This is a genomic window from Streptomyces sp. NPDC005706, from assembly GCF_040631045.1.
Taxonomy (GTDB): Bacteria; Actinomycetota; Actinomycetes; order Streptomycetales; family Streptomycetaceae; genus Streptomyces.
In genome coordinates this window covers 518,156-535,270 of sequence record NZ_JBEXYS010000002.1, presented here as the reverse complement: position 1 = coordinate 535,270, position 17,115 = coordinate 518,156, and the positions used below count along the sequence as shown (strand labels likewise).

Below are 17,115 nucleotides of genomic sequence, written 5' to 3'. Positions count from 1 at the left end.
ATGCGCCGTTACGGCAAGCACACCGACGAGGACGACATCCGCAGCCGCCCCAACCGCAAGGGCAACCGGCCGCGCACCCACATCCGGCCCAAGCACGAGGACGCGGCCGAGGGCATGGTCCTCACCGTCGACCGGGGCCGGCTGACCTGCCTGGTCGAGGGCCGGACCGTGCTGGCGATGAAGGCCCGGGAGCTGGGCCGCAAGGCGGCCGTCGTGGGCGACCGGGTGGCCCTGGTCGGCGATCTGTCGGGCAAGAAGGACACCCTCGCGCGGATCGTGCGCATCGAGGAGCGCACCTCGGTGCTGCGCCGCACCGCGGACGACGACGACCCCTACGAGCGGGTGGTCGTCGCCAACGCCGACCAGCTGGCGATCGTCACGGCCCTCGCCGACCCCGAGCCGCGCCCGCGCCTGATCGACCGCTGCCTGGTGGCGGCCTACGACGGCGGTCTCGAGCCGCTGCTGGTGATGACGAAGTCCGACCTGGCGTCGCCGGACAAGCTGCTGGAGCTGTACGGCGCGCTCGACATCCCGTACGTCGTCACCAGCCGGGAGGAACTGGAGAACGACGACGCCGCCGACCGGGTGCGCGAGTATCTGGACGGCCGGATCACCGCGTTCGTGGGCCACTCGGGGGTGGGCAAGACGACCCTGGTCAACGCCCTCGTCCCGGCGGACCTGCGGCGTACGACCGGCCGTGTCAACGCGGTGACGGGCCGCGGCCGCCACACCACCACCTCCGCCCTCGCGCTGCCCCTCTCCGGGGCGGCCGACTGGGTCATCGACACCCCGGGCGTGCGCTCCTTCGGCCTGGCGCACATCGATCCCTCCCGGGTGATCCACGCCTTCCCGGACCTGGAGCCGGGCACCGAGGGCTGTCCGCGCGCGTGCAGCCACGACGAGCCGGACTGCGCCCTCGACGCGTACGTGGAGGAGGGCCACGCCGACCCGGCGCGGCTGTACTCGCTGCGCCGGCTGCTGGCCACGCGGGACCGCACGGAGGGCGACTGAGAGCCGCGGGGTTTGCCGGGGGTCGCGTTCGGTAAGTGCATAATCGCACCGAGCCGGAGATCCGGACCTACGGGAGGACCGCACATGGCGTGGCTGCTGGTCATAGTGGCCGGGATTCTGGAGACCGGTTTCGCCGTGTGCCTCAAGCTCTCGCACGGGTTCACCCGGCTGTGGCCGACGATCGCCTTCGCGTCCTTCGCCCTCGGCAGCTTCGGCCTGCTGACCCTGTCCCTGAAGAAGCTCGACGTCGGTCCCGCGTACGCGGTGTGGACCGGGATCGGCGCGGCGGGCACCGCGATCTACGGCATGGTCTTCCTCGGCGACCTGGTGTCGACCCTGAAGATCGTCTCGATCTCCTTCGTCATCATCGGCGTGATCGGCCTCCAGCTGTCGGGCTCGGCACACTAGGACCTGTTCGGAGCCGGCTCACGGCTCAGACCAGGTGCCGGACCAGGACGCCGCGCACCAGTTCCGCCACGCCGTCCTCCCCCGGTGGTGCCGCGACGCAGGACAGGGCGAGGCGTACGGCCAGTTCGCAGGAGCGGGTCAGGTCGGCGGTGTCCTCCGTGGCCGCGGCGGCCAGCACGGTCACCGCCCGGTCCCGCACGAGCCGCACGAAGTCGCCGGGCGAGGGCAGCGGCCCGTCCGCCCGGCGCTGCGCGGGTACGGCGGAGGAGGACCGCACCGCGGCGAGCGCCGGCGCCGGGAGGCGCTCGTTCCAGCAGCCGGTGAGCATGGCCCGGACCAGCGCGCTGTCCCGGGCCGCCGACGCCATCCACTCGGCGGTGGCGGTGAGGCGGTCGCGCGGGTCGGTGTGCGCGGCGAGGGCCCGTTCCACCCCGGCGAGATATCCGTCGGCCTCCCGCCGTACCAGGGCCCTGGCCAGCCCCTCCTTGCTGCCGAACTCGTTGTACAGCGTCTGCCGGGACACCCCGGCCGCCGCGGCCACGTCGACCATCCGCACCGCGGACCACGGCCGGCGCGCGAGCGCCGAGGCGGCGGCGTCCAGTAGGGATTCCCGGGCCGCAGGCATCATCGCCTCCCTGGAACGGACAACTCTGCGCCCAGATTTGACGCGCTCCCCCGCACTGTCAAGGGTGCGCGGGCCACCGTTCCGCCCCACCCGGTCCTGCCCCTTGTGGCCCCGCGGCGTCCATGGCAGATACGGTTCAAGGCATGCCGGACTACCTTGACGACCTCCGCCTCGCCCACGTACTCGCGGACGCGGCCGACGCCACCACCATGGACCGTTTCAAGGCGCTCGACCTGAAGGTGGAGACGAAGCCGGACATGACCCCGGTGAGCGAGGCGGACAAGGCGGCGGAGGAGCTCATCCGCAACCACCTCAAGCGCGCCCGGCCACGGGACGCGGTCCTCGGGGAGGAGTACGGCGTCGAGGGCACGGGGCCCCGCCGCTGGGTGATCGACCCGATCGACGGCACCAAGAACTACGTCCGGGGCGTCCCGGTCTGGGCCACCCTGATCTCGCTGATGGAGGCGGGCGAGGGCGGCTACCACCCGGTCGTCGGCCTCGTCTCCGCCCCCGCGCTCGGCCGCCGCTGGTGGGCCGCGAAGGGCCACGGCGCCTTCACCGGCCGCAGTCTGACCTCCGCGTCCCGCATCCACGTCTCGCACGTCGGCGAGCCGGCGGACGCGTCCTTCGCGTACTCCTCGCTCTCCGGCTGGGAGGAGCAGGGCCGCCTGGACGGCTTCCTCGACCTGACCCGCCAGGTGTGGCGCACGCGCGCGTACGGCGACTTCTGGCCGTACATGATGGTCGCGGAGGGCTCCGTCGACATCTGCGCCGAACCGGAGCTGTCCCTGTGGGACATGGCGGCGAACGCGATCATCGTCACCGAGGCCGGCGGCACCTTCACCGGGCTCGACGGCCGTCCGGGCCCGCACAGCGGCAACGCGGCGGCCTCCAACGGCCTGCTGCACGACGTCCTGCTGGACCATCTGGACCGGCGCCGGCGCCCCTGAGTATCCGGCGAGTTCCGCGCACGCCCTCAACTGGCCGCGCGCGCCCTCTTGTTGACTCGCTCTTTACCGGGCACTCTGAGGTCGACCCCCACTTGTGAATTTGTGAATCCATGCACAACGTCATGGATTCCTAGGAGGTGGCCTCATCCCATGCTCGTCCAAGACGCCATGAGCACGGTGGTCCTCACCGTCGGCCCCGCCCACACCCTCCGTCAGGCAGCCGCCCTGATGTCCGCCCGCCACGTCGGCGCCGCCGTGGTGCTCGACCCCGACGCCGGCGGGGTCGGCATCCTCACCGAACGCGACATCCTCAACTCCGTGGGCCTCGGCCAGAACCCGGACACGGAACGCACCCACGCCCACACCACCACCGACGTCGTCTTCGCCACCCCGACCTGGACCCTCCAGGAGGCGGCCCGGGCCATGACCCGCGGCGGCTTCCGGCACCTGGTGGTCCTCGACCGGGGCGAGCCCGTCGGCATCGTGTCGGTCCGCGACATCATCCGCTGCTGGGTCCCGGCCCGGGAGCCCGCACCGGCGCTCTGAACACACAGGGGCGGGCCGGACCCCCTCGGGGGCCCGGCCCGTCCTGGCGGGCGGCCGAGCCGGCACAGGCGACCCGGCCGGCGCGGCTCAGCCGCGCAGCGCCCGCACCGCGGCCTCCAGCCGCTTGCCGAAGTCGGCGTCGGCGTCGCGGAAGTTGCCGATCGCGCGCTCGGCGATGTCCTCGCGCGAGACCTGGGAGATCGCCCCGGCCAGGTTGGCGACCAGGCGCTCCTTCTCCTCCTCCGACATCAGCCGGTAGAGGTTGCCCGCCTGCACGAAGTCGTCGTCCTCGGCGTGCAGCGGCGTCGGGTGGCCGCCGGTGCCGGCGCGGAAGCCGTCGAACGGCTCCCACAGCGGCCGGCCGGTCTGCGCCGGACCCCCGAAGCTGTTCGGCTCGTAGTTCTTCGCGCCGCCGTGCCGGCCGTCGTAGAGGTGGCCGTCGCGGGAGTTGGTGCGCGCCTCGGCGGCGTGCGGGCGGTTCACCAGCAGGTGGTCGGCGTTGATGCCGACGCGGTAGCGGTGCGCGTCACCGTAGGCGAACAGACGGCCCTGGAGCATCTTGTCGGGCGAGGGGCCGATACCGGGCACGAAGTGCGCGGGGCTGAAGATCGACTGCTCGACCTCGGCGAAGACGTTTTGCGGGTTGCGGTTCAGCTCCAGCCTGCCGATCTCCATGACCGGGTAGTCCGCGTGCGGCCACACCTTGGTCAGGTCGAACGGGTTGAAGCGGTACGTCGCCGCGTCCGCCGCCGACATGATCTGCACGCCCACGGTCCAGCTCGGGAACTCGCCGCGCTCGATCGCCTCGCGCAGGTCGCGCTGGTGGGAGTCGGGGTCCTTGCCCGCCAGGACCCCGGCCTCCTCGGCGGTGAGGTTCCTGATGCCCTGGTCGGTCTTGAAGTGGTACTTGACCCAGAAGACCTCGCCGGCCTCGTTGCTCCACTGGTAGGTGTGCGAGCCGAAGCCGTCCATGTGCCGGTACGACGCCGGGATGCCGCGGTCACCGAACAGCCAGGTGACCTGGTGGGTGCTCTCCGGGCTCAGGCTCCAGCAGTCCCAGACGTTGTCCGCCTCCGTGGAACCGGTGTAAGGGTCGCGCTTCTGGGTGTGGATGAAGTCCGGGAACTTGATCGCGTCACGGATGAAGAACACCGGGGTGTTGTTGCCGACGAGGTCGTAGTTGCCCTCCTCGGTGTAGAACTTCAGCGCGAAGCCGCGCGGGTCACGTACCGCGTCCGCCGCGCCCAGGTTGCCGGCCACGGTCGAGAAGCGCAGGAAGGTCTCGGTCTCCTTGCCGACCTCGGAGAGGAAGGCGGCGCGCGTGTACGGGGTGACGTCCGCGGTCACCGTGAAGGTGCCGTACGCCCCCGCGCCCCGGGCGTGCACGACGCGCTCCGGGATGCGCTCGCGGTTGAAGTGGGCCAGCTTCTCCAGGAGCAGCTGGTCCTGAACGAGCACCGGGCCACCGACGCCTGCGGTCTCGCTGTTCTGGTTGTCGGCCACCGGTGCACCGGCCTCCGTGGTGAGCGGTCCCTGCGTCACGTACGCCTCCTGCGTCATTACCGACCAGTCCTGTCCATTGGTCAAAGCCCGACTTCGATCCTACATTGGACTTTGTCCAAGTCAAACATCGTTCCAAAGTCACACCTGTTCGGGATCTGGTCCTCTTGCTGTTACGCTGCTTCCATGAGCGACCTACTGGAACGGCTGCGCGGACGCGGATGGCGGATGACCGCACAGCGACGCGTGGTGGCCGAGGTTCTCGACGGCGAGCACGTCCATATGACGGCCGACGAGGTCCATGCGCGGGCCGTCACGAAGCTGCCGGAGATCTCCCGGGCGACCGTCTACAACACGCTGGGCGAGCTGGTGACCCTCGGCGAGGTGATCGAGGTCACGACGGACAAGCGCGCCAAGCGGTACGACCCGAACGCGCACCAGCCGCATCACCATCTGGTCTGCGCCCGGTGCGGAGCGATCCGGGACGTGCACCCCACGGGCAACCCGCTCGCCGACCTCCCGGACACCGAGCGTTTCGGCTTCACGGTGTCGGACGTCGAGGTGACGTACCGGGGACTGTGCCCGAACTGCGCGGGTGCGTGACCCGGGGCATGTGACGCGGGGCATGGAGGAGAGGGGCCGCGGCCCCTCTCTTTTCGCGCGCTCGCGTCCGGGAAGCGGAAACGACCGAGGGCCGGAACCCATTGCTGGATTCCGGCCCTCGGCCTTCAGTAGCGGGGACAGGATTTGAACCTGCGACCTCTGGGTTATGAGCCCAGCGAGCTACCGAGCTGCTCCACCCCGCGTCGGTGAACACGACACTACGGGAGGGAAGCCCGCGGAAGCAAATCCATTGCCGGTGAGTGACGGGGTCACGCCGAAAGCTCTTCCCGCAGGGCGTCCCGCAGCCGGCCCGCCCGCTCGGACACCTCCGCCGGCCCCAGCGCCACCGCGCGGTCGGCCCATCTCTGGCCTTCCGCCAGCTCACCGCGACGCGCGTAGACCAGGGCCAGCCGGAGCGCCGCCCGGCCGTGCCCGGCGTCGGCGGCCCGCGTCCACCACACCGCCGCCTCGGGCTCGCTGCCCTCCCGGGCCAGCAGCAGGCCGAGGTTGAACGCCCCGTTGCGCGATCCGGCCTCGGCCGCCGCCCGGTACCACCGTGCGGCCTCGACCACGTCGCCCCGGGCCGCGGCGAGCATGCCGACCCGCACCTGGGCACGGCGGTGTCCCTGGGAGGCCGCCCGCTCGTACCACTCCTCGCACTCGGTCTTCTCGTGCACGATCTCGCCGAGCTCATGGGCCGGATCCGGGGGCCGGCGCGCGTCCAGCAGGGTCGCGAGCCGGTACGCCGCCTCCGGGTTGCCGCCGCCGGCCGCGCAGCGCAGGTGCCGCTCGGCCTCCTGCTCGTCGCCCTCGCGCAGCCGGGCGATGCCGACCTGCAGCGCGGCCTCGGTGTGCCCGGCGGCGGCCGCCCGCTCGTACCAGCGCAGCGCGATCCCGGCGTCCTCCCCGGTGCCGCGCCCGGCGTGCAGGATGCCGAGGTTGAACGCGGCGTCCACACTGCCGGCCTCGGCCGCCTTGGAGAACCAGGGCTCCGCACCGGCCGGGTCGTCGCCCTGGAGCAGCAGGATGGCCAGCGCGTTCGCGGCCTCCCGGTGCCCGGCGTACGCCGCCCGCCGGTACCACTGCTCGGCCTGCGCGGTCCGGCCCTGCTCGGCGCAGAGCAGCCCGAGGTTGTAGGCCCCGTTGTCGTCCCCGGCGTCCAGCGCGGCCCGGTACCAGCGCTCGGCGGTCTGGGTCTCGCCGCGCTCGGCGTGCAGCGCGCCCAGGGCGTTGGCCGCGTTGCCGTCGCCGTCCTGGGCGGCCCTGAGCCACCACACGGCGGCGCTCTCGGTGTCCCCGGCGTCGCGCAGCAGGAACCCCAGCGCGCACGCGGCGCGGGCCTCCCCGTCCTTGGCGGAGGTCAGGTACCAGCGGCCGGCCTCCTTGAGCTCCCCGCGCTTCTCCAGGATCGCCCCGAGGTGCAGCGCGGCCCGCCGGTGACCGCGCGCGGCGGCCTGCCGGTACCACTGCTCGGTCTCCTCGACAGCGTTGTCCGGCCCGGCCTCGTCCTCGGCACCGGCCTTCCGGTCGAGCGCGCGCGCCAGCCGGTAGGCGGCCTCACGGTGCCCGCGTTCGGCGGCGGCCCGCATCCAGTCCCCGGCCGTGGCGTCCCCGCGGTGCTCCAGCAGGTCGGCGAGCGCGTAGGCGCCCAGGGCGTGGCCCTGCTCGGCGGACTGGCGCAGCCAGTACTCGGCGGCGGGCTCGTCCCCGCGCTCACGGTGGTGGCGGCCCAGCGCGTGTGCGGCGGCGGCCGAGCCGGCCACTGCGGCGATCCGCCACCAGCCGGCGGCCTCCTCGGCATAGCCGCGCTGGTGCAGGAGGACACCCAGGTTGTTGGCGGCGGCGCGGTCGCCGGCCGCGGTGGCGGCACGCAGGTGGGGCTCGGCTCCGTCGAGGTCTCCGCTGCGCAGGAGCATGGCACCGAGGACGCTCATCGCCTCGGTGTCGCCGGTCCGCGCGGCGAGCCGGAGGCGTACGTCCTCGGCCGCATCCCCCGTGTCGCCCATTTCGTCCCGGGTCGGCCCCTCACCCGGAGACTGCACAAATCGCCCTGTCTCGAACAGAGTTGCCTTGTCCCCCATAACGTCCATCGTCGCACCACCCGCAACCTGGGTACACCCGGTATACCGCAGCCCGTAAGGTCACTTCAGCGTTTTGTCGACATGCCCACAGAGAGATAAGTCAAACACAGATAGCCCAACTCCCCACGGCGGCGCGGCCGTCCCCCCCGATCTGTACATGAGTTCGCACACCACGAAGGCCCGGATCCCTGTAAGGAATCCGGGCCTTCGTTTTCAGTAGCGGGGACAGGATTTGAACCTGCGACCTCTGGGTTATGAGCCCAGCGAGCTACCGAGCTGCTCCACCCCGCGCCGTTGTTCACAACCGTATCACGGCGCGGGGCGGTCTTGATCAGCCCTTGTCGCCGCCCGCGGGCTTGTCCCCGCCCGCGGCCTTGTCCGCCTTGGCCTGGGCGTCCTCGGCCCGCTTCAGCGCGGCCTCGAGATCGTCCTGCGCCTTGGCGTACGCGGACCAGTCCGGCTTCGGCTTCTGCAGGGCCTCCTGCCCGGCCTCGAACGCCTTCTGGGCGTCGTCGAGCGCCTGCCTGACCGTCGGGTTGGTGGTGTCCGGCGGGTTGTTCCCCGTCTTCGGCGGTGTGGTCGAACCCTGTACGCCGAACACCTTGTTGAGCGCTTCGTCCAGGGTGTCCTCGAAGGCGGTCCGGCCTTCGTAGGTGACCAGCACCTTGCGCAGCAAGGGGTACTTCAGCGAACCACCACGGACGTAGACCGGCTCCGCGTAGAGCAGTCCTCCGTCCAGGGGCACGGTCAGCAGGTTGCCGTACTCGACCTTGGAGTGGCCTCTGCTCAGCAGGCTGATGGTCTCGGCGATGTCCGACTCGGAGTTGAACTGGCTCTGGACCTGCTTGGGGCCGTAGACAGTGGTGCTCGCCGGCAGTTTCAGGACTCTGATCTTGCCGTAGTCGCTCGTGCCCGGGTCGGAGTCGACGGCCATGAAGGCGCTGAGGTTGTCCCGCCCGTTCGGCGTGAACGTCGTCGTGAGCGAGAACGCCTGGGCGCTCTGGTCCGGCATCTTCATACTCAGGTAGTACGGCGGCACCGCGTTGCCCGAGTCGTTGGACGGGTCGTCGGGCACCTCCCACACCTCGCTGCCGCTGAGGAAGGTCTGCGCGTCGGTCACGTGGTAGCGGGTCAGCAGCTCGCGCTGGACCTTGAACAGGTCCTGCGGGTAGCGCAGATGCTCCATCAGGTCCGCGGAGATGTCCGCGCGCGGCTGGACCGTGCCGGGGAAGGCCTTCATCCAGGTCTTCAGCACGGGGTCCGCGCTGTCCCACTGGTAGAGCTTGACCTCGCCGGTGTACGCGTCGACGGTCGCCTTCACCGAGTTGCGGATGTAGTTGACCTGGTTCTGCTGTGCCACCACCGCGCGGGAGTTGTTCGTCGCGGTCAGCGAGTCGGCCGTCGTGTCACCGAGCGTCGTGCGGGAGGCGTACGGATAGCCGTTGGTGGTCGTGTACGCGTCGACGATCCACTGGATGCGGTGGTTCACGACGGCCGGATAGGCGTCGCCGTCGATGGTCAGCCAGGGGGCGACCGCCTCGACGCGCTCCTTGGGGGTGCGGTTGTACAGGATCCGCGACCCCTTGCCGATCGCACCGGAGTAGAGGATCTGCGGCTCGTTGAACGCCACCGCGTACGCCGCCCGGTTGACCGGGCTGTCGAGGTTGACCCCGCTCTTGCCCTGGTAGCTGGTGGTCTTCTCGCGCTCGTTGTCGGAGTAGTCGACCTCCTTCTGGGGGCCGCCGACGATCGAGTACGTGGTGGTCTTCTCGCCGTAGTAGATCTGCTGCTGGTAGCTGCCGAGGGCGCCCTCGGACGGCAGGTTCTTCTCGGTGAAGACCGGGCGGCCCTCGGCGTCGGCCTCGGTGCCCTTGGCGGCGACCGCGCCGTAACCGTGCGTGTAGCGGAAGTGGTCGTTGATCCAGTTGTTCTTCGGGATGCCGCCCAGGTTCAGCTCGCGCAGGCCGATGACGGTGTCCTGCTCCTTGCCGTCCTTGGCGTACCGGTCGACGTCGAGGTTCGCCGGGAACCCGTAGTAGCCCTTGATCTGCTGCAGTTGCTGGAACGTCGGCGAGACGACGTTCGGGTCCATGATGCGGATGCTGGCCGTGTCGCCGACCTGGTCACGCAGCTTGGTCTTGTCCGTGGTGGCGGACTTGCCGGCGTACTCGGTGACCTTGGTGTCGTCGATGCCGTACGCCTCGCGGGTCGCCTTGAGGTTCTTCTGGACGTACGGGGCTTCCTTGGCCTGCTCGTTGGGCTGCACCTGGAACTTCTGCACGATGGCCGGGTACAGGCCGCCGATCAGGATCGCGGAGAGGACCATCAGCCCGAAGCCGATGACGGGAAGCTGCCAGGTGCGCCGCCACAGGGTGGCGAAGAACAGCAGCGCGCAGATGACGGCGATGCAGAACAGGATCGTCTTGGCCGGCAGGTAGGCGTTGGCGTCGACGTAGCGCAGGCCGGTCCAGTTGCCGGTCGCCTTGAAGTCGCTGGACTTGACGGCGAGCCCGTACCGGTCGAGCCAGTAGGCGACCGCCTTCAGCGCCACGAAGACGCCGAGGAGCACCGACAGGTGCCCGGTCGCGGCGGCGGTGGCGCGCGCTCCCGGGCTGGTGACACGCAGTCCGCCGTACAGGTAGTGGGTGAGCGCGGCGGCGATCAGGCACAGGATCGCGGTGGCGAAGCCGAAGCCCAGCAGGAACCGGTACCAGGGCAGGTCGAAGGCGTAGAAGGAGACGTCGAGGTGGAACTGCGGGTCCTTCTGGTGGAAGGGCACGCCGTTGACCCACATCAGCCAGGTACGCCACTGGCCGGCCGCGGAGGCGCCGGCGATCAGACCGACGAGGCAGGCCACGGCGAGCAGGAGCCAGGTCTTGTAGGGCGCGATGCCCATCCGGTAGCGGTCCAGGCTCTGCTGCTCCATGGACATGGCGCTCAGCGGCGGCCGCAGCCGGTGTGCCAGCCAGATGTTGAGGCCGACGGCGACGGCCATCAGCAGACCGAAGACGAAGAACAGCCCGATCTTGGTCCACAGCATGGTGGTGAACACGGACGAGTAGTGCACCGACCGGTACCACAGCCAGTCCGTCCAGAAGCCCGCGAACATGGTGAACACCATGCCGAGGACGGCGAGGACCCCCAGTGTCATGAGCAGGGCCCGGGCCCGCCGGGACGGGCGTCCCGCTCTGATCCGTGGCCCCGTCGGGCCTCCGCCGCGGTCCGGCATCTGGAAAGCCAAGGTGCGCACCTCGAAGTTCGCTGTCGATACGTCAGGCCCCCGATTTCACGGGCCGGCCGAGGCCCCCCGTGATCGCGGGCCACACCTATGCAACTTACTCACGGTTCACTCGGTTCCCGATTCCGCCCGGGAACGAGGCAGGATTGTGACCATGTCCAACACTCCCATGGCAGCGAACCCGCTCACCCGGGCCGTACTCGAGATCGACGAGTACGCCTCCGGCCTCGGCTGGGACCAGCCCGCCCGCCTCTTCGCCCTCGTAGACACCGCACGACTGCGGGCCCAGGAACCCTCGCTCGCCACCCAGCTCGGCCTCGACGACGAGTCCGAGACGGTCGGCCTCACCCCCATCGAGCAGGACGAGGTTCCGACGGACAAGGCACTCGACGAGTTCCTCGGCACCATCGCCTGGCCGGACGCGGTGGTGGGCTGCGCGCTCACCGTGGAGCGCCTGATGCTGCCGCCGTCCGCCGAGGCGCAGGTACCGCAGGGCCTGAGCGAGGCCAAGCTGGCGAAGTGGGTGGCGGAGCACCCCGAGCGCCAGGAGGTCCGCATGACGGTCGCGGTGCTGCGCGACGGCGGCCGCGAGTCGGCGCTGCGCCTGCGCGAGAAGGACTCCGCGACGGAGGTCCTGACGGGGCCGGAGCTGGTGCCGGGCCTGGCCGAGGCACTGGCGGCGACCTTCGCGGACTGATTCCCTCCGGTACGGCGATGGGGGCGCTCCCGGTGATCGGGAGCGCCCCCAGCCGCGTTCTCGAGGACCGCCGGTCAGCTCTTGGTGGTGCACTTCGGCAGGGCGGCGGTGTCTCCGCCGCGGATGTCCTTCAGGGCGTCGAGCGCGTCACCGATGGTCTTCACCTTGACGAGCGTGAGCCCGCTCGGGGTGTCCTTGGCGGCCGCCGCGCAGTTGTCGGCGGGGGTGAGGAAGTACCGGGCGCCCTTGTCGTGCGCGCCGACGGTCTTCATCTCGATGCCGCCGATCGGCCCGACCGTCCCCTTGTCGTCGATGGTGCCGGTGCCGGCGACGAAGTTGCCGCCGGTGAGGCTGCCCGGGGTGAGCTTGTCGTAGATGCCGAGCGCGAACATCAGCCCGGCGCTGGGCCCACCGACGTCGGCGAGCTTGATGTCGATGTTGAACGGGAAGGTGTGGTCGGTCCCGGCGGAGATCCCGACGATGGCGCGCCGGGCGCCGCTGTCGTGGGAGGTCGCCGTCGTGATGGCGACCTCCCGGGTCTTCGTCGCCGTTTCGTGCCGCTTCGCCGCCGCGGCCTGCTCCTTGACCGGGACGACGGTGAAGACGACCTTCTGGCCGGGCTTGTGCCGGGTGACGAACTCGGCGACATCGGACGGCTGCTTGACGGCCGTACCGTCCACGGCCTTGATCACGTCCCCCGCGTGGAGCCTGCCCTCGGCCGGGGAGCCCTTGACGACGGTGGAGACGATCACCCAGGACTTCACCGGGACGCCCAGCTCCTTCAGGGCGGCGACCTTGGCGCTCTCCTGGGACTGGCTGAACTCCTCGGCGTTCTCCTGGGTGGACTGCTCCTCGGTCTTGCCGTCCGGGTAGAGGGTGTCGTGCGGCACGATCTTGCTGTCGTGCGCCAGCCAGCCGTAGACGGCCTCCACCAGGTTCATCCGGAAGTCGGCGCTGGTGACCCGGACGGTGGTCATGTTCAGGTGACCGTCCGTCGCGTACGTCTTGTGGCCGGAGATCTGCAGCACCGGCTCGCCCTCGTGCTCCCCGAGCGTGTTCACGGTCGGCCCGGGGGACATCTCCGCGTACGGCACGGGGATGAGCACACCCGCGCACAGGAGCGCGATCAGCATCAGGGTGGAGGCGAGCATCGTCGCGGTGCGGCGTGGCATGCCACGACATTACGGGACGCCTCTGTCAGCGCACCGTCAGGGCACCTCTCCTCAGGCGCCGGGGGCGCCCGAGTGGGACTTCTTCTCCATGGCCTCGCGGAACCGGGCGTAGCCGTCCAGCTCGGGACCGTCGCTGCGGATCCTTCGGGTCCGATTGGCCCAACCGCCCCACAGTCCGGCCGCGACCGCGGCAACCAGCGGAATCAGCAACCAGGCGAGCGCCGCCATGCCGACCTCCCAACCCCATGAGCGTCCGCGACTGACTGATCAGCAGATTAACCATTCGCACTGACAACGCTCACGCGAGGGGGGTGGTTACGCAACCGGACGGGCCGGTGCGCCGGCGGTGACGCCGGTCAGCAGGCGCCGACCCATTCCTCGGTCCCGTCGGAGAACCGCTGGTGCTTCCAGATGGGCACCTCGTGCTTCAGGTCGTCGATGAGCCTGCGGCAGGCCTCGAACGCCTCACCCCGATGGGGGCACGACACGCCGACGACGACGGCGAGGTCCCCGACCCGGAGGTCCCCCACCCGGTGGACGGCGGCCAGTGCCCGCACCGGGAACTCGGCGGCGACCTTCTCGGCGATCCGCCGCATCTCCGCCTCGGCGCTGGGGTGGCAGGAGTAGCCGAGGGCGCCGACGTCGGCGCCGCCGTCGTGATTGCGCACCGTCCCCACGAAGAGGGCGACGCCGCCGGCCGCGTCGTCCCCGACGGCGGCGAACACCTCGTCCACGGAGAGCGGGGTCTCCCGGACGCCGATCAGCTTGATGGGGTCCTGCGCCGCCTGCTCACCGGGGTGATCGTTCGTGGGTGCCATGCCCCCCATCGTGCCGCACACCTCCGGCATCCCGGAATACGACTTTCACCAGGCACGCGCGCGGGACGCCTTGGAGCCTCCTACAGGTGCGCGGAGCGCGGCCGCTCGCGCAGGCCCTCGACGCAGCCCCTCGCGTCACCTCCGGCGGGCCTTGCGGGCCCGCCGCACCACCGCGGCGGCGCCCAGCAGCGCCACCGTCGCGCCCGCCGCGCCCGCGGCCGTGGCGTCCTTGCGTCCCAGCCGGCGTCCGGCGACGGTGTGCCGCCCCGCGACCTCCTCCAGCAGCTCCGCCAGCACCTCCTCGTTGGTCCAGCGGGGCCGCCATCCGGCGTCGTGCAGTCGGCTCCCGCTGACCACCCAGGGGTACATCGTGTACGCCAGGTCCCCCGCCGGGGACGGGGTGAGGCCGATCCGGTGCAGCCGGGCGGCGGCGCCCAGTGCGACCGCCGACGGCAGTTCCATCCGCCGGATCCCGGTCAGCTCCTCGACCTCCTCCTGCTCCAGCCATCCGTCGCAGCCGACGGCCAGTTCCCCGTCGACCTTCTCCAGGACGGCGTACTCCAGAGCGGCACACAGGTCCTCGACGTGGCAGAACTGCCAGGCGGGCCGCGAACCGGCGGCCACGAGCAGCCGGGGCGACTCGAAGTACCTGGTCAGCGCGGTGTCGGTACCTCCCACCAGCACCGCGGGCCGCACCACGGTCACGTTCAGCCCCGGGTGCGCGCGGGGGGCGCGCCGGGCCAGCCGCTCGATCTCCAGCAGGTCCCCGACGCCGGTGGCCTCGGCCGTCGCCCGCAGCTCGGCGTCCTCCGACAGGGGAAGCTCGTTGTCCGGCAGTGCCCCGTAGACCATCGCGGAGGTGCACAGCACCACCCGGTGCACTCCGGCCGCCGCGGCGGCGGTCAGCACGGTCTGCGTCCCCCGGACGTTGTAGGCGGTGCGGGCCGCCGGATCGGTCTCCAGGTCGAGGTCGAGCGCGAGGTGCACCACCACGTCCGCGCCCCGCAGCTTGTCCGCGATCGCCGGGTCGCGCACGTCCAGGATGTGCCACTGCGCGGCGGCACACTCCCCGCGCCGCTCGTCTATGGCGATGACCTGCTTGATCTCCTCGGCGGCCGCGAGCCGCTCGGTGAGCATCGCGCCGACCCCGGCGGCCGCGCCGGTGACCGCGACGACGGGCCCGCGCACGCCGGTCGTGCCGTCGGCGCGCAGCGCCGTGGTCGAGGGGCGGTGGTCGGGCGACGGGCGGTCTGTATGGTTTCGCGCTGCGCGAACCTGCGGATCTGGGGAACTCACCGGGCGTCTCCAGTGGTTGTCTTCGGTACGGGCGCGAGTGAGGCGCACGTACCAGGTGCATCCATCCTGCCGCAGGCTTTCCGTGGGCGAAGCACCGAGGCCCGATCGGGTCCGGGTGTCTACGCTGGGTGGTGATGTCGGGCAGCCGCGCCGCCGGAGAGAACCGGTGGCCTTACCAGCCGAGGAATCCCGTGAGTGACACCCCATTCGGATTCGGCCTTCCGCCGGAGGAGCCGGAAGACGGCGACGAGGGCAAGAAGAAGGACCAGCAGAGCGGTGGTGAGCAGGGACCGGCCAACCCGTTCGGTTTCGGGCTGCCCGGAGCCGGAGGCTTTGGCGGCCCCGGCGCCGACAACCCGCTCGCAGCGATGTTCGGATCCCTGAACCCCACCGACCTGGGCGCCGCGTTCCAGCAGCTGGGCCAGATGCTCTCCTACGAGGGCGGCCCGGTGAACTGGGACATGGCCAAGCAGATCGCCCGCCAGACGGTCTCGCAGGGCACCCCGGACGGCGTGAAGGACGCGAGCATCGGCGGCGCCGAGCGCTCCGCGGTCCAGGAGGCCGTCCGTCTGGCCGATCTGTGGCTGGACGACGCGACGTCCCTGCCGTCGGGCGCGGCCTCGGCGGTGGCCTGGTCCCGCGCGGAGTGGGTCGAGGCGACCCTGCCCGCGTGGCAGGAGCTGGTCGACCCGGTCGCCGAGCGGGTCGGCGCGGCGATGGGTGACGTCCTGCCCGAGGAGATGCAGGCCATGGCGGGCCCGCTGATCGGCATGATGCGCTCGATGGGCGGCGCCATGTTCGGCACGCAGATCGGACAGGCCGTGGGCGTGCTCGCGGGCGAGGTCGTCGGTTCCACCGACATCGGCCTGCCGCTGGGCCCGGCCGGCAAGGCCGCGCTGCTCCCGGCCAACGTGGAGGCGTTCGGCAAGGACCTCGGCGTGCCGCAGGAGGAGGTCCGGCTCTACCTGGCCCTGCGCGAGGCGGCCCATCAGCGCCTGTTCGCGCACGTGCCGTGGCTGCGCTCGCACCTGTTCGGCGCGGTCGAGGGCTACGCGCGCGGCATCAAGGTCGACACGGCCAAGCTGGAGGACGTGGTCGGGCAGTTCGACCCGCAGAATCCCGAGCAGCTTCAGGACGCCCTCCAGCAGGGCATGTTCCAGCCGGAGGACACGCCCGAGCAGAAGGCGGCGCTGGCCCGCCTGGAGACCGCTCTGGCGCTCGTCGAGGGCTGGGTGGACGCGGTGGTGCACGCGGCCGCGAAACCGCGCCTGTCGTCCGCCGACGCCCTGCGCGAGACCCTGCGCCGCCGCCGCGCCACCGGCGGCCCGGCGGAGCAGACGTTCGCCACGCTGATCGGCCTGGAGCTGCGCCCGCGCCGGCTGCGTGACGCCTCCCGGCTGTGGGCCTCGCTCACGGACGCGCGCGGAGTGGACGGCCGGGACGCCCTGTGGGCCCACCCGGACATGCTGCCGACCGCCACCGACCTGGACGACCCCGACGGCTTCGTGCACCGCGAGCAGCTGGACTTCTCCGAGCTGGACAAGATGCTCGGCGAGGCGGCGGGCGGCGCCGGCGAGAAGCCGAACCTGAAGAAGGACGACGAGGCCGAGGGCGACGACACCGAGTGAGCCTGTACGACGACGCGGTCCTCGTGCTCAAGGAGTACGAGGACCAGGCCGATCTGCGCCAGGCCTACCTGGACCATCTGGCGGCGCACCCGGACGGCATGTGGAAGGCGTGCGGGGACGGTCACCTCACGGCGAGCGCGCTGGTGATCGATCCCGAACGCGACCGGGTCCTGCTCACCCTGCACCGGAAGCTGCGCATGTGGCTGCAGATGGGCGGCCACTGCGAGCCCGGCGACGCCACCCTGCGGGACGCCGCCCTCAGGGAGGCCACGGAGGAGTCGGGGATCGCGGGGCTGTCCCTGGTGCCCGGCGGCCCGGTCCGCCTGGACCGGCATCCGATCCCGCCGCCCTGCCACTGCCACTTCGACGTCCAGTACGCGGTGCTGGCCCCGCCCGGAGCCGTCCAGGAGATCAGCGACGAGTCCCTGGACCTGCGCTGGTTCGGGTACGACGAGGTGGCCGGCGTGGCCGACGAGTCCGTCGTACGCCTGCTGGAGGCGGCGCGCGCCCGGCTCTGAACGCACGAGGGGGTGACCGCCCGG

Annotated in this window: 16 protein-coding genes and 2 tRNA genes; 8 read left to right on the top strand and 10 right to left on the bottom strand. The window is 71.3% G+C overall.

The window, feature by feature from the left end; genetic code table 11:
* Together rsgA and ABZ478_RS06000 are read left to right on the top strand one after the other, a co-directional pair.
* Entirely contained in the window at positions 1–1,011 is a 1,011-nt protein-coding gene (gene rsgA / locus ABZ478_RS06005; protein ID WP_359545702.1) for a ribosome small subunit-dependent GTPase A, read from the top strand.
* Between the two features lie 84 nt (positions 1,012–1,095).
* Entirely contained in the window at positions 1,096–1,419 is a 324-nt protein-coding gene (locus ABZ478_RS06000; protein WP_358927546.1) for a multidrug efflux SMR transporter, read from the top strand.
* A 25-nt stretch (positions 1,420–1,444) separates the two neighbouring features.
* Here ABZ478_RS06000 and ABZ478_RS05995 read toward each other — a convergent pair whose 3' ends face one another.
* Positions 1,445–2,047: a TetR family transcriptional regulator gene (locus ABZ478_RS05995; protein WP_359545700.1), complete on the bottom strand. Its 603-nt coding sequence runs from the start codon at positions 2,045–2,047 to the stop codon at positions 1,445–1,447.
* 140 nt (positions 2,048–2,187) lie between these two features.
* On the opposite strand from ABZ478_RS05995, the gene hisN reads away from it, so the two are divergent.
* Together hisN and ABZ478_RS05985 are read left to right on the top strand one after the other, a co-directional pair.
* The gene (gene hisN, locus ABZ478_RS05990; protein ID WP_359545698.1) at positions 2,188–2,994 is read left to right on the top strand and encodes a histidinol-phosphatase; all 807 of its coding nucleotides are present in this window, start codon (positions 2,188–2,190) and stop codon (positions 2,992–2,994) included.
* Between the two features lie 150 nt (positions 2,995–3,144).
* The gene (locus ABZ478_RS05985; RefSeq protein WP_359545696.1) at positions 3,145–3,540 is read left to right on the top strand and encodes a CBS domain-containing protein; all 396 of its coding nucleotides are present in this window, start codon (positions 3,145–3,147) and stop codon (positions 3,538–3,540) included.
* 87 nt (positions 3,541–3,627) lie between these two features.
* Here ABZ478_RS05985 and ABZ478_RS05980 read toward each other — a convergent pair whose 3' ends face one another.
* Complete coding sequence (locus tag ABZ478_RS05980) at positions 3,628–5,082, bottom strand: catalase (RefSeq protein ID WP_359545694.1); 1,455 nt, start codon at positions 5,080–5,082, stop codon at positions 3,628–3,630.
* Positions 5,083–5,226: 144 nt separating this feature from the next.
* On the opposite strand from ABZ478_RS05980, the gene ABZ478_RS05975 reads away from it, so the two are divergent.
* The gene (locus ABZ478_RS05975; protein ID WP_358927541.1) at positions 5,227–5,643 is read left to right on the top strand and encodes a Fur family transcriptional regulator; all 417 of its coding nucleotides are present in this window, start codon (positions 5,227–5,229) and stop codon (positions 5,641–5,643) included.
* Between the two features lie 129 nt (positions 5,644–5,772).
* Here ABZ478_RS05975 and ABZ478_RS05970 read toward each other — a convergent pair.
* The 4 genes from ABZ478_RS05970 to ABZ478_RS05955 form a co-directional block, all read right to left on the bottom strand.
* A tRNA-Met gene (locus ABZ478_RS05970) sits at positions 5,773–5,846 on the bottom strand.
* A 66-nt stretch (positions 5,847–5,912) separates the two neighbouring features.
* Entirely contained in the window at positions 5,913–7,733 is a 1,821-nt protein-coding gene (locus ABZ478_RS05965) for a tetratricopeptide repeat protein (RefSeq protein ID WP_359545693.1), read from the bottom strand.
* 208 nt (positions 7,734–7,941) lie between these two features.
* A tRNA-Met gene (locus ABZ478_RS05960) sits at positions 7,942–8,015 on the bottom strand.
* Between the two features lie 40 nt (positions 8,016–8,055).
* Entirely contained in the window at positions 8,056–10,953 is a 2,898-nt protein-coding gene (locus tag ABZ478_RS05955) for a UPF0182 family protein (protein WP_359545905.1), read from the bottom strand.
* 163 nt (positions 10,954–11,116) lie between these two features.
* On the opposite strand from ABZ478_RS05955, the gene ABZ478_RS05950 reads away from it, so the two are divergent.
* The gene (locus ABZ478_RS05950; RefSeq protein ID WP_358927539.1) at positions 11,117–11,659 is read left to right on the top strand and encodes a PPA1309 family protein; all 543 of its coding nucleotides are present in this window, start codon (positions 11,117–11,119) and stop codon (positions 11,657–11,659) included.
* A 74-nt stretch (positions 11,660–11,733) separates the two neighbouring features.
* Here ABZ478_RS05950 and ABZ478_RS05945 read toward each other — a convergent pair whose 3' ends face one another.
* The 4 genes from ABZ478_RS05945 to ABZ478_RS05930 all read right to left on the bottom strand — a co-directional run bounded on the left by ABZ478_RS05945 (position 11,734) and on the right by ABZ478_RS05930 (position 14,945).
* Complete coding sequence (locus ABZ478_RS05945) at positions 11,734–12,831, bottom strand: PDZ domain-containing protein (RefSeq protein WP_359545691.1); 1,098 nt, start codon at positions 12,829–12,831, stop codon at positions 11,734–11,736.
* A gap of 51 nt (positions 12,832–12,882) precedes the next feature.
* On the bottom strand, positions 12,883–13,059 hold the full coding sequence (locus tag ABZ478_RS05940) for a hypothetical protein (RefSeq protein WP_359545689.1): 177 nt from the start codon (positions 13,057–13,059) through the stop codon (positions 12,883–12,885).
* Positions 13,060–13,187: 128 nt separating this feature from the next.
* Entirely contained in the window at positions 13,188–13,649 is a 462-nt protein-coding gene (locus ABZ478_RS05935; RefSeq protein WP_359545687.1) for a molybdenum cofactor biosynthesis protein MoaE, read from the bottom strand.
* 135 nt (positions 13,650–13,784) lie between these two features.
* Positions 13,785–14,945 (bottom strand): SDR family oxidoreductase, encoded by a 1,161-nt coding sequence (locus ABZ478_RS05930; RefSeq protein WP_358927536.1) that lies wholly within the window; start codon positions 14,943–14,945, stop codon positions 13,785–13,787.
* A gap of 191 nt (positions 14,946–15,136) precedes the next feature.
* Between ABZ478_RS05930 and ABZ478_RS05925 the strand changes: the two genes are divergently transcribed.
* Complete coding sequence (locus ABZ478_RS05925; protein WP_359545686.1) at positions 15,137–16,573, top strand: zinc-dependent metalloprotease; 1,437 nt, start codon at positions 15,137–15,139, stop codon at positions 16,571–16,573.
* Positions 16,570–17,091 (top strand): NUDIX hydrolase, encoded by a 522-nt coding sequence (locus ABZ478_RS05920; protein WP_359545684.1) that lies wholly within the window; start codon positions 16,570–16,572, stop codon positions 17,089–17,091. Before ABZ478_RS05925 ends, ABZ478_RS05920 begins: the two co-directional genes overlap by 4 nt.
* The last annotated feature ends 24 nt before the right edge of the window (positions 17,092–17,115 follow it).